The following is a 12,684-nucleotide window of genomic DNA, read 5'->3' on the forward strand; positions in this document are numbered from 1 at the left end:
AGCTGATCAGATCGTAGGTTCTTGATTTAGTTCCATTGAATTACGCAACAAAGCCGTTGCTATATGGTCGGTCATTGCATTGATTGAGGCTACAGCGGTGCTAACATCATTTAAACCCGCTGATATATCATTTGATGAAGTCACAACATCCTGACAAGTATTACTACTTTCACCCATCGAAGAAACCGCTTGTTCAACCAACTTATGAAGTTCATCAAGCATGGTCTTAATCTCTAGCGTACTACCTTGAGTTCTACTTGCAAGGTTACGTACTTCGTCTGCTACTACAGCAAAGCCTCGACCTTGCTCACCTGCTCGTGCGGCTTCGATCGCTGCGTTTAGTGCTAGTAAGTTAGTTTGCTCTGCAATCTCGCCAATAACCTGTAACACACCATCTATCTTTTTAGACTGGTCGTGGAGTGAATTCATGTGTTGACTTGTGGTCACTACATTCTGTTCTAAAGAGCCAATAGATTGTGTCGACTTTTGCACAAGGTTTTGAGCATTATGAGCGTCATTGTTAGCTTCATTCGTTGCACTAGCCACTTGATGAGCACTTTGTGCCACTTCGTTTGCTGTACTACTCATCTCAGTAACAGCTGTCACCACCTGCTCTGTCTCGTGGTTGTGCTCTTGAAGTTGATTACTTAGGTGAACCGTTTGGCTACTTATTTGGTCAGTGGCCGTCGTAACATTATTTGTAGCTTTCGAAACATCAGTAATAATATTGTGGAGCTTGCCGACAAACTGGTTAAATGCTTTACCTAATTGTCCAATTTCATCTGTACCCGACACATTAATTCTATGGGTAAGATCACCTTCACCATTCGCAATGTCGATAAAGGTATTAAGCATGTCTTTGATTGGGGCAATCATGCGTGAAGCAACATAAGACATGATCAGACAAGTTAGGGCTACTAATGCAAGCGCAGTAATGACAATTGTTGAAATTTGCGTTTGCATACGCTCACTGGCTTCTTGACGGTAAACCTCTGTAGCCTTAGCAATGTCATCAATATACAGACCCGTTCCTAAGAACCAACCCGTTCCAGAAATAGGAGCAGCGTAAGCAATTTTTGGTTGAGGGACAGACGATCCTGGCTTGTCGTAAATGTATTCAATGAAACCACCACCTCTTGTCGCCTGTTCATGTAGGCGAACCGTGATTTTGATGCCATTCGGATCTTTTAAACCGCCGCCATCTTTACCTTCAAGTTGAGGCTTTAGACTGTGAACAATGTAGTGGTCATTTTCGTCGAACACAAAGAAGTATCCGCTGCCATTAGAAAAACGCGCTTCTTTTAACGCGAATCTAACCGCTTCTTGCGCTTCTTGATCTGTACCAAAACGTCGAACTACATCTTCAACTACAGATTGAGCGATAGTAGCTGCATCTTCAATATTGTTCTTACGTTCATCGGTTAAGACCGTTTGGTAATCTTGAATTTCATATTCAAGAGCCGATAGTTGGGAGTTAATAACAATGACTAGAGTCACAATCGCAACCAACATCGCTGGTACAATTGCAGACAAAAGCATCTTCATTTTCATAGATAAATTATACATAAGTAGTCTCAAACATTATATTCGCGAAGATATTACATCATGCATACTTTTAAATAAACGCCGTACTTATTGATTGTATCGATAAGGTGATTTCGTTTTTCATTAAGTCACCTGAGTACATATGTCTCATACACACCAATAGGTTATTAATTATTCGTTGTTTTTTCGATTTTATGTACTATTTGATATACGATAACTGTTGTCATCCAATACCCAAATTCGAAACCAACCCTATGAAAATCGAAGATCTTAAGTTGTTCACTACCGTTGTCGAACTGGGTAGTTTTACTGCCGCCGCTAATGCTCTTGACCTTCCGCGAGCTAACGTTAGCCGTAGAATTAACGACCTTGAGAAGTCTCTCGGCATTCAACTGTTCTTTAGAACCACACGAAGCCTCTCCTTAACTAAATCTGGCGAGCTCTATTACAAAGAACTACTCAATGCATTAAGTGCGCTCGACAAAGCAAACCATGTCGCTTCCAACCTGTCAGAGGTTGCACACGGACAAATTAAGATTGGTCTATTGCCTGAAACCAGCGATATCATGCAGTCGACTCTGTTTAAATTCCAAGATATGTATCCTAAAGTTGAGCTTGATATTCGCAACATTAGTAACGGCTTTGTCGACATGTACCGTCAAGGGTTAGACCTCGCTATGCATGGTGGTACGTTGAGCGACGCAAACGTGGTTGCTCGTAAAGTGATGGTTCTTCAACGTATTTTTGTCGCAAGCCCTGAATTTATTGAGAAACAAGGCAAGCCTTCAAGCCTAAGAGAGCTCACTAATTACCCATTTGTTTGCTTCAGGTGGCCAAGTGGGGACATCGATAAAGAATGGGACATCAAAGATCACACCATCAAAGTAGAACCTTCGGTCGTCAGTGACAGCATTGGCTTTGTTAAAGGCGGTGTTATTAGACATAGAGGTATCGCGTTGTTACCAGAACTTTTGGTGCGACATCAACTCAAAGACGGTAGCTTGATTAACCTATTCCCCGACGAAAATCTTCAAAAAGAAGAAGCATGGTTGCTCAACCCTCAGCGTAAAGCATTAAGCCATTCAGCACAGCTTTTGATTGATTTTCTATTACAAGAACTTCCGAAACTCTAACTTATTGTAATGAATATTGTGACAGTGTTTCACGAGCAGGCTAGATTATCCTAACGAAATAGAAAGATAGAATCGCTTCATAAATTCAAGAGGAGCAATCCATGAAGCCTATCTTTCAACATTCATCTATTTTTCAACAGACACCTATATTCAAATATACAGTCATTGCACTAAGCTTAACCGCCCTGTTTGGCTGTAATGACTCAGAGGCGACTGCGCCTCAAAAACAAGCTCGACCAATTCAAGTGATTCAACTTGAACCTCTTTCACATACGGCTGAAAAGTCTTTTACTGGCAAGATACAATCATCGGAAACGGCTGGCGTTGCGTTTCGTGTGCCTGGCACTATTCAAAATATGATGGTCTCTGTTGGTGATTCAGTAAAGAAAGGCCAACCCCTTGCGCAACTAGACCCTCATGACTATCAAGTCGCGTTAGAAGAGTTACAAGCACGAGCCCTTGAAGCTAAATCTGCACACAAATTGGCGACATCCGAACTTGTACGAGTAAAACAAGCCATCGCTGATAATGCGATTGCCGATGTTAACCTAGACCGTGCAATCAGCGGGTACGAGCGAAGTGAAGCGGCGGTTAAAGTCGTAGAACAGAATATACGCCGTGCAAAAGATTCGATTCGTTATACCCAATTGCTCGCCCCTTTCGATGGTGTGGTTGCGGCATCCAATTTTGACCAGTACGAACAAGTACTGCCGGGCATTTCGGTGTTCACAATCCACAATCCAGATCAACTTGAAGTTAAAATCCAAGTACCTGAAAATTTGATTCATGAGTTCAAACCAAATCAAACTTCTGTCATAGATTGGTATGGTTCAGAGACTAAACTAGTTGGTTATGCCGCTGAAATTTCGACGTCACCTCACCCAATCAAGCAGACCTATGCGGTTACTTACCATGTCGACTCCACTGACAAATCGGTATTACCTGGAAAAGCGGTCACATTGACGACTCAACTTGGAGAAGCGAGCAGTAATTTCTGTTTGCCCTATTCTGCGTTAGTCAACCAAACGGGTATCGAGCAAGTATTCACTGTTAAAAATGAACAAGCTCATGGCGTGACTGTGGATGTGATTTCTATGTCCGAAAATACTGTGTGTGTTGAATCGACGCTCAACGATGGCGACTTCGTGGTCGTGAGTGGCGCGCAATACGTGGTGGAAGGACAATACTTCTCCAATATTCAAGTTAAAAGCCTGTAGGTGAACCATGATGAATCTAGCTGATTTTGCAATCAAACAACGCACCTTCATCCTGTTTTTCACTGCACTGAGTGTCATCGCAGGCCTGTTTTCTTATTTTGAGCTTGGAAAACTTGAAGACCCAAGCTTCACCATAAAGACGGCCGTCGTTGTAACGCTCTACCCTGGCGCTTCTGCGGAAGAAGTGGAACAACAAGTCACCGACACCGTCGAAACCAAACTCCAAGAAATGGCGACACTTAATAGGCTTCGATCTTTATCGCGCCCCGGCATGTCGATGGTATTTGTCGACCTAAAAGAGTCTCTCAATTCAAAAGCACTTCCTCAAGAGTGGGACTTATTACGCCGTAAAGTGTCTGATATGAAGTTATTGCTACCTTCAACTGCACAGATCAGTGTCGTACAAGACGAATTCTCTGAAGTCTACGGCATGCTTTTCTCTATCCATAGTAATGATGCATCGCCTGCAGAATTAAGACGTTACGCAGAAGAGCTCCAACGCAGAATTAAAACCGTCGATGGTATTAAGAAGATTGAACTGCATGGTGTTCAACCACGCGTTGTTCATATCGATATCCCCGATGAAAGGTTGGCGCAATACGGCCTATCTATCACACAAGTTTGGTCGCAGTTGAATACGCAAAACATGACGTTTGATGCGGGTAAGTTTTCAGTAGGTACTGAGCGAATCCGAGTTCAACAGTCGAGTGAGTTCAGTTCGTTAGACGACATCAAAAACCTGATGATCAAAGGCGGCGTGAGTGAATTGGGAACCAGTTTAATTCGCTTAGGCGATATCGCTGACATCACAATGGGTTACCAAGAGCCAATGATGACAGAAAACCGCTACAACGGTGTACCTGCAGTCACGTTAGCGATGAGCCCAGTCACCGGTGTTAACGTGGTATCACTTGGCGATGAAATCAATCAGATCGTCAACGATTTTCAAACAACCTTACCACTAGGTGTTGATATTGCGACAGTTGCTAACCAACCTGAAGAAGTTCAGAAATCGATCGACAACTTCGTAAGCAACTTATTAGAAAGTGTCGCGATTGTATTTATCGTCTTGTCGGTATTCATGGGATTAAAAAGCGCAACCATCGTCGGTTCGAGCCTCCTGCTGACTATCTTGTTGACGCTTATCTACATGAACATGACTTCGATTGACTTACACCGAGTTTCGCTAGGTACCTTCATTCTTGCCCTCGGCATGTTGGTAGATAACGCCATTGTCATCACCGACATGATGATTGTGAAAATCAACAAAGGCATCGACCGCACTAAAGCCGCGATTGACTCTGTTAAAGAGACAGCAACACCACTCTTTGGTGCGACAGTTATCGCTATCATGGGTGCGAGCCCTGTAATTTTTTCAAAAACCGATGCTGCTGAGTTCGCAAGCTCGGTATTCCTTATCATCGCGTCGTCATTGCTACTGTCTTGGCTAGTCGCGATGACCTTCACGGCCTTGATGTGTTGGTTCTTCATCAAGCCAACCAAGCAAGCTGATAACACCAAAGTCAGCTTATACCGTAAGAGTGTCAACTGGACTGTCGATAATCCGCTTAAAGCATTGAGCGCTTTGGTTCCGTTGATATTAGTGACTGCATTAGCTATCCCGAACATTGCCGTTAACTTTATTCCACAAGCCGACAGACCGATCCTATTTCTAGATTACTGGCTGCCGAACGGTGCCAAGGTTGAACAAACCTCTGAAGACATGAAGCGAATCGAACAATGGTTGTTGGAACAGCCGGAAGTCGAAAGTATTTCAACCTATGTTGGCGCAGGTGCTCCTCGCTTCTCAGTGACTATAGAGCCAGAACCGTTCGATCCGGCCTATGGTCAGATTTTGATTAATGCGACTAATTTTCCGTCACTAAGCCCATTGATTGCACGCGGTGATAAATGGTTAATGGAAGAGTTTCCGAACGCAGACCCTCGCTTTAGAAGCTTAAAATTGGCGACGGCGGATAAATTCAGCGTTGAAGCTCGTTTCTCAGGCCCTGATGCCGAGGTCTTACATGGCTTATCAGAGCAAGCAAAAGCAATCTTCGCAGTACACCCGGACACCAAGTACGTTCGTGACGACTGGCGACAGAAAAGTAAAGTATTTGAGCCTGTCATCAACCAAGAAAAGATGCGCTCTGCAGGTATAAACCGTGCGGATATTGCGTTCGCGATGAAGCGAGCTTCAGAAGGCATGCCTTTGGGTCGTATGAACTTAAACGATGAACTGGTCACAATTCAACTGCGAGGCACAGAGAGTTCGATTCAGTCATTGGAAACGTTGCCCGTACGATCTCTGTTGGGCATCCACAGTGTTCCACTTGGCCAAGTTGTCGATGGATTTGAATTAAGCAGCGAAGAAACCATGATTTGGCGCCGTGACCGTGTAAAAACCATCACAGCACAAGCAGGTGTCGGTCGTTACACCACACCAGCAGCGGTGAGGAACTCAATTAAAGATCAAATTGAAGCGATTCATTTGCCTAATGGTTATAGCCTTGAATGGGGTGGCGAATATTACGACGAGCACAAAGCCGTCAGCGATATTCTTAAACAGCTACCTAAAGCAATCTTGTTAATGATCATCATCTTGGTGGCGATGTTTAACGGATTCAAACAACCAGTGATTATCTTCACTACCCTACCGCTAGCAGCGACGGGTGCCACATTCAGCTTATTGCTATTGGATAAACCATTCGGATTTATGGCATTGATTGGCGCCGTAACGTTAACAGGTATGAGCATCAAAAACGGCATTGTATTGATGGACCAAATAGAACTTGAACGTAAGAACGGGCGCTCACTATCTGACGCCATCAAAGAAGCAACCGTGAACCGCACAATGGCGATTTCAATGGGGGCACTTACTACAGCACTTGGCATGATCCCGTTGTTAAGCGACCTACTGTTTGACCAGATGGCGGCAACCATTATCGGAGGCTTAGCTGCAGCAACCGTGTTGTCTCTGTTTGTGATGCCTGCGCTGTACAAGCTTTTCTATCGAACTGAAGAAAAAAAGACAGTAGCAGAAGCAATCAAAGACGCAGTGATTGTGCTTGATGCAACACCTCAGCATTCAAACAGCGGAAATACAACTTCATTCAACAAGGAGCAATAAACATGCATCCATTAACTAAGTTTAAAGTAGCTCCTATAGCGCTCGCTTTGTTGCTGACAGGTTGCGCGGTTGGCCCAGATTACGAAGAACCGCAAACGACCATGGCAGAGACGTTCTTATATAGTCAAGCTGATGTGAACCAAGACGGCGTGAGCCAAAACGAACAACACAATCATTGGTGGACACAGTTCAATGATCCTACGCTAAATCAGTTAGTGGCCGATGTTCAAAACCAGAACATCCCACTTAAACTGGCCGCTGAGCGAATCAACATGGCGAACTCATATAAAAGCGTGGTCGAGTCGTTCAAAGTTCCGACCATTAACGTCGGTGGTGGTTATTACAACTACCAACTGAGTGAGAACGACTCCCTACTTGGCCCGGTATTTGGTGCCTCTGATGCGGTTGAGTCAGCAACGGGCATGTCGTTGCTGGAAGCTCAACACGATGGTGGATTCTTAGGTGCGAGCATCGCGTGGGAAATGGACTTGTTTGGACGTATCGACAAACAATCCAACGCAGCGACGATTCGAGTTGAACAAGCCGAGATATTCCAATCAGGCTTGAACACCTTGATCACTGCCGATGTCATTCACAACTACCTGCAATATCGTGGCGCGCAAGAGCGAAAAATGATCGCACTAGAGAACATAGCCGACCAAAAGCAGACTTTAGAATTGGTCACCAAAGTGGTTCGCAGCGGCTACGGGTCTGAGCTAGATCTTGCTCAAGCCAAAGCCATGCTTGCGGCGACTGAATCTATTGTTCCTCAACTTGAAATAGCAGAGCAAGTTCACAAACAACGTATGGCGGTGTTGTTAGGCGAATCACTCACGAGCGTAAACCGACGTTTAGTCGGTGAATTCACCCTTCCGCGAATGAACGATGTAATTCCGACAGGCTTACCTTCTGACTTATTAGAACGACGCCCAGATATCCGAATCGCAGAACGCGAAATGGCAGCCATTAACGAAGAACTTGGTGCAAGCATTGCTAATCGCTATCCAAAGTTCTTCCTAACGGGTACGCCAGGTGTGACGGCTGGAAGCTTTGATGATCTGTTCAGTAGCGACTCATTGGGTTGGGCTGCTTCTGCCGGTATCAGTTGGAATGTATTCGATGGTGGCCGAGGCGAAGCCATGGTAGAAATGAACGAAGCAAGGTTCCGTTCTGCAGCGCTTAACTACCAACACTCTGTCGACAGCGCCTTTGCAGAAGTCGATTCAAGCTTGTTTGCCTATGGCCGTAGCCAAGAGAACCAAAAGCGCATCGATGAAGCTACCCTTGCCGTCGATAACGCGGTGAACAAAGCAAAGTCGCTATACAAAGCGGGCCTAGTCGATTACTTGTCGGTGTTAGACGCACAAAGACAACAAAAAGCGATGCAAGATCGCCAAGTAGCGGCCAAGCTGCAAACCGCCAATACTACGATTGCAGTATATAAAGCCTTAGGTGGAGATTGGAAAGTAGCTAATGAGCAAAAAGGTGAGATTGACACAGTTGATTTAGCTTCAATCAACTAGGGCAATTGCCCTAAGAACATGAACGATAAGCTCAATAAAAAATACCGCCGATATTATCGGCGGTATTTTTGTGGGTAGGTATTTTACTGTATTATCGTAAAGCTTAACTATCGACGTGATTACGCTTCGCCCACTCTTGCAAGGCATCACCCATAGTCAACCCTGTCGCATTGTTCATCCACTGCATAAAATCACGGTCGAATTTAAACTGCTCACCAAGCTTGGACTTAAAATATCGACGCACGTTCTGAGTCGTTTTGTAGCTGTTCGTAATCACTGTATTATCATCAATCTGATTTTTGTGCCAATCAACCTTTTCCATGGTTTTAATCTCTTCCTGTCACTTAACGCACGAGTTATGCGTTTCGAGGGCCAAACATAATAATAGCCATACCCAATAGTGCCACAGAACCACCAACTAAATCCCACGTTGTTGGCTTTTCGCCATCAACAAGCCACAGCCACATCAAAGCAACTGAAATATACACACCGCCATACGCAGCATAAACACGCCCTGTCGCGGTAGGATGAAGCGTTAATAACCAAGCAAATAACGCGAGACTTATCGCAGCGGGAATCAGTAACCAAATGCTCTTATCTTCTCTCAACCAAAGGTATGGTAAATAGCACCCTACAATCTCAGCTACTGCCGTCAGTACAAAAAGACCGACCGTTTTAAATTCAATCACAAATTACCTTTACCTATTTAAATCCAGAATACCCTGTTAACGTCTAGGCTCGACAAACCAGAAAGGCTGGGAATCTGCCTTAAACGTTTCCTCTGTTCATAACAACAAGGTCAATTAGCCCCAACCATGGGGAGCGCTTTCGCTATCATCGTACTCAGTATGACAAACCGAGCACTTGAAGTAGCTAATTTTAGATTTTGATTTATGTGAACCCAACAACACACCGAATGCAATATTTAGAATTCGCGACTTTAAGCTGTTCTTCTCTTGCTGTTTTAACTTCACTTCGGACGCGCTTAACCTGATGTGTGACGTTTCCTTATTGCAGTTTCCACATCGTAATACAGTGTCATTTTCTTGCATTTCCCTATTCCTTTAAGCACGTATATAGACAGTTTCGTTATAACCTAAGTTCGCTGACTGAATTAGGTTCCAAACCGATATTAATAAGTAAACGCTTAGATTCAAAGTAAACTAAAGAACCGTCACGCCTTCAACTTCAATCACTGAGTTAACATTCGCTCGCTCGATTATCTTGAGTAACGTTGTCTGGATTAACTCATTATCTCGAATTTCTGTTTCGCAAGAGAAACGCTCCTCTTGAACACCATCGCTCTCACCCAACATAAATTGAACCGAAACTTCCGTTGCGAGATCTTTTGTCGTTCCGTAATACGCTAGCGTGATTTTTGGGTATCCGTTGTCGCCTTTTTTAACCTGCTTTGCGATGCGTTTTTTAGCTTTATCTAAATTCATACAACTTCCTTTTAAGGCTGAAACTAAAAATGAACAAACGTCTGGTATATCGTAGTTTTACTATAAAGCATTACCACATCCACTACATGATTTTATGGATGATAATCCTCTTTTTCTTACGTTAGTTTTTCCACAAGAAACACAAAATTTCAATGAGTGGATATTGTAAATAGACGTCAAGATAACCAGCGGAACCCAGACCAATAATTCTGACCCATTACCACCTGAGCTATAGATAAAACCAATCGAGAAGATACCAAAAACAACAGACTGCAAAGTCCACAATGTTTGTTTGTACTTCGCACCTTTGATAATAAAAAACGTAAAAAAGCCAATTGAGCTACTGATAAGCCCATAAACCGCAAAACCTATAAAGGCTTCTTGTTGATTCATAACTCTCCCTGTCAACCTCACGTTTATGGTCCGAGCAACGCTACTGCCCCAAAACCATACGACCTTAAACATTAGTCAAACTTTAAACGAAAAGTGCCAAGCCTCGTAAATCACTTTTGAGTTATCTGTTCGTTAGCAGCTTTCAAGGCCGCATTTAAACCGTCTGTATCCTTACAACCAATGTAAACATGCTTTCCATTGCTTAGGCTTAACTTCAGCGCTGAACCTATCGATACATTATATAACCAACCATCGCTCAACATGCGGATGCCAATACCTTGATACCACTTGCTTTGATAAAACGATGTCTCCGTTATGTCTGACACTTCTACATTCTTACGCCAAAAACCAAAACCGAAATACCAGCTCAATGCATTGCCTTTGACCTCAATTGTCATGGAGAAAAAGAGCAAAGCAATTAACCCGTTGATGGCGTGAGCGATGAATGTTCCGGGGTTATTATCAGACGTAATGACAATGAAAGCACTTATCGAAACAAGGATGAGCAACAACCCCTTGTTGTATTCCTTACTATAAAACACAGTTATATCTCCTATGGACAACGAACAACCAATTACATAGCCAACAGCTATCTTACTGTGGCCTTTCTCAATAATCGTGGCAAGTAATGAAAGCAGATTCCCCAAAACCAAGTAGCATTACCTTGATACGACCTAACCAAAGTATCAAAGCAGAATAACCTTGTTCATGTTCTAAGCCTTGTTTATAAAGCACATCGAATCTACATTAGCTACTTGGTAATGCCTTGGCCCATTCGGATCGCAGAACAGCCAGAACTACGGTATCCCACCACCGTCCTTTGAAAAAACGATGCTCTCTAAAGTGCGCTTCTTTACGCATACCTAAAGACTTACAAAGCTTAATGGCAGGTAAATTCTTACTGATTGTCTCCGCATAAATGCGGTGTACACCCAATGTTGAAAAACCAAAATCAGCCAAAGCGAGAGCCGCTTCATTGCTTAACTTATGACCTTGATGCGATCTTGAAAACGCACACCCCATTGAAGCTTGCTGATTGTCTTCTAAACGCAAACAAACAGTACCAATGAACTGCCCTGTGCTCTTATATTCAACTGCGAGTTGATATGATTTCCTTGGTTCTTCAGACGCCTGGGCTATAAACAAGTTGGTTAACTCTTTATATTTAATAGGATCACAGTCACTTTCATCATAGAAACGCTGATATTTAGCATCTTGAGACATCGCTACGAAGGCATCTTCATCGCTAGGATTCATATCCCTAATAATCAGTCTCTTTGTCTCAATTTTAAACATCGAACGTTCCTTTTCATCTTTGTAAGCTAACGCCCAATAACGTAACCAAACACACTCAAATCTACCATCTAAATCACTAAAGCAAAGCCGAACTGCAACGGCAACGGCAACGGCAACGGCAACGGCAACGGCCAAGTGTTAACTGTCTGCTCAAATTACTAGCTATATTTCTTGATTTATAGCTTTCACCTGCCCAATTAAAGTATCGTATTCATACTCAATCCCTATTTGTTATGCCTGTTCTAACCCTTTCAGGGAGCTTGGTACTATTATTTTATGAAATGGCGTAACGAAGAACATATAGGTCTTGCCAAACACATTGTTCACATGAACCACGGTATTTGCGTGAACAATTGCGGTTTCTCCTTCAGGCTCAATAAGAAAAGAAACTCGGACATTAAGATGTTTATCACAGTCTTCTAATACAACTTCATTCTCAGTTGAACTGACCAGTGTAAAAATACCGACTCGTTCGCCTACTACATATTCTGAACCTAATTTATCTCGGGATACATCTTGTAGACCCCCCAAGTTTTTTAAACCGAGTTTAGATACAACCCAGTTTCTCGTAGACATCAGAAATGCAATCCAAGTCGGTGTTTGAGTTGCTATTTCAAGAAATACTTCAATAGCAGTTTGGTTGTTGTATTTTATTTTTTTCGAAAAGCTATCACAGAAATATGAATTTTTGGAATACTCGCTCAATAGTGACTTCTTGGGTATAGACATAAACTCTCCTTGATGATGAAAAGTCGACAATTCGCCATAGCGAATAATATGGACTCCCCCTCCTGAGGAACTGCCACACTTAAGTGGGATTACACCGGAGGTAACATGTCTGATGATTCTTACTTCAGCGGTATCACTCTAACTAAAAAACACTTTAGCCTTCATGCCGCAGACCAACATGGCAAGGCAATACTTAAAAGTCAGTTACTCGATCTTAATTACTAGGGCGTGTTGATCTTTCGTGAGTGTTTTTTGAACAGCATGGTAAAGAGT

At 43.1% G+C, this 12,684-nt stretch carries 13 protein-coding genes; 4 read left to right on the forward strand and 9 right to left on the reverse strand.

The window, feature by feature from the left end; translation table 11 throughout:
* Positions 1–6 precede the first annotated feature (6 nt).
* A complete protein-coding gene (locus AB6C75_RS21450; protein ID WP_372109165.1) occupies positions 7–1,566 on the reverse strand; it encodes a methyl-accepting chemotaxis protein in 1,560 nt (519 codons plus the stop codon).
* Between the two features lie 233 nt (positions 1,567–1,799).
* On the opposite strand from AB6C75_RS21450, the gene AB6C75_RS21455 reads away from it, so the two are divergent.
* The 4 genes from AB6C75_RS21455 (at position 1,800) to AB6C75_RS21470 (ending at position 8,548) form a co-directional block, all read left to right on the forward strand.
* A complete protein-coding gene (locus AB6C75_RS21455; RefSeq protein WP_372109167.1) occupies positions 1,800–2,678 on the forward strand; it encodes a LysR family transcriptional regulator in 879 nt (292 codons plus the stop codon).
* A gap of 101 nt (positions 2,679–2,779) precedes the next feature.
* The gene (locus AB6C75_RS21460; RefSeq protein WP_372109169.1) at positions 2,780–3,895 is read left to right on the forward strand and encodes an efflux RND transporter periplasmic adaptor subunit; all 1,116 of its coding nucleotides are present in this window, start codon (positions 2,780–2,782) and stop codon (positions 3,893–3,895) included.
* Positions 3,896–3,905: 10 nt separating this feature from the next.
* Positions 3,906–7,025 carry an efflux RND transporter permease subunit gene (locus tag AB6C75_RS21465; RefSeq protein WP_372109178.1) on the forward strand — a complete coding sequence of 1,040 codons (3,120 nt, stop codon included), beginning with the start codon at positions 3,906–3,908 and terminating at the stop codon, positions 7,023–7,025.
* A gap of 2 nt (positions 7,026–7,027) precedes the next feature.
* Positions 7,028–8,548 (forward strand): efflux transporter outer membrane subunit, encoded by a 1,521-nt coding sequence (locus AB6C75_RS21470; protein WP_372109171.1) that lies wholly within the window; start codon positions 7,028–7,030, stop codon positions 8,546–8,548.
* A gap of 103 nt (positions 8,549–8,651) precedes the next feature.
* On the opposite strand, the gene AB6C75_RS21475 is transcribed toward AB6C75_RS21470, so the two are convergent.
* From AB6C75_RS21475 to AB6C75_RS21510, 8 genes are all read right to left on the reverse strand, one after another.
* Positions 8,652–8,870 carry a DUF6434 domain-containing protein gene (locus AB6C75_RS21475; protein WP_372109173.1) on the reverse strand — a complete coding sequence of 73 codons (219 nt, stop codon included), beginning with the start codon at positions 8,868–8,870 and terminating at the stop codon, positions 8,652–8,654.
* Positions 8,871–8,904: 34 nt separating this feature from the next.
* Positions 8,905–9,237 (reverse strand): YnfA family protein, encoded by a 333-nt coding sequence (locus AB6C75_RS21480; RefSeq protein WP_372109174.1) that lies wholly within the window; start codon positions 9,235–9,237, stop codon positions 8,905–8,907.
* A gap of 114 nt (positions 9,238–9,351) precedes the next feature.
* Positions 9,352–9,600 carry a hypothetical protein gene (locus tag AB6C75_RS21485; protein WP_372109175.1) on the reverse strand — a complete coding sequence of 83 codons (249 nt, stop codon included), beginning with the start codon at positions 9,598–9,600 and terminating at the stop codon, positions 9,352–9,354.
* Positions 9,601–9,711: 111 nt separating this feature from the next.
* Positions 9,712–9,993, reverse strand: a complete 282-nt coding sequence (locus AB6C75_RS21490; protein ID WP_009846780.1) for a hypothetical protein — start codon at positions 9,991–9,993, stop codon at positions 9,712–9,714.
* A 60-nt stretch (positions 9,994–10,053) separates the two neighbouring features.
* Positions 10,054–10,386 carry a hypothetical protein gene (locus AB6C75_RS21495; protein WP_009846781.1) on the reverse strand — a complete coding sequence of 111 codons (333 nt, stop codon included), beginning with the start codon at positions 10,384–10,386 and terminating at the stop codon, positions 10,054–10,056.
* Positions 10,387–10,496: 110 nt separating this feature from the next.
* Positions 10,497–10,949, reverse strand: coding sequence for a hypothetical protein (locus AB6C75_RS21500; RefSeq protein WP_372109180.1), 453 nt, complete (start codon positions 10,947–10,949; stop codon positions 10,497–10,499).
* A 184-nt stretch (positions 10,950–11,133) separates the two neighbouring features.
* Positions 11,134–11,682, reverse strand: coding sequence for a GNAT family N-acetyltransferase (locus tag AB6C75_RS21505; protein ID WP_135382573.1), 549 nt, complete (start codon positions 11,680–11,682; stop codon positions 11,134–11,136).
* 231 nt (positions 11,683–11,913) lie between these two features.
* A complete protein-coding gene (locus tag AB6C75_RS21510) occupies positions 11,914–12,411 on the reverse strand; it encodes a DUF2867 domain-containing protein (RefSeq protein WP_041472808.1) in 498 nt (165 codons plus the stop codon).
* Positions 12,412–12,684 lie beyond the last annotated feature (273 nt).

It is taken from the genome of Vibrio sp. 10N.237.312.B06 (assembly GCF_041464685.1).
GTDB lineage: Bacteria > Pseudomonadota > Gammaproteobacteria > Enterobacterales > Vibrionaceae > Vibrio > Vibrio tasmaniensis_A.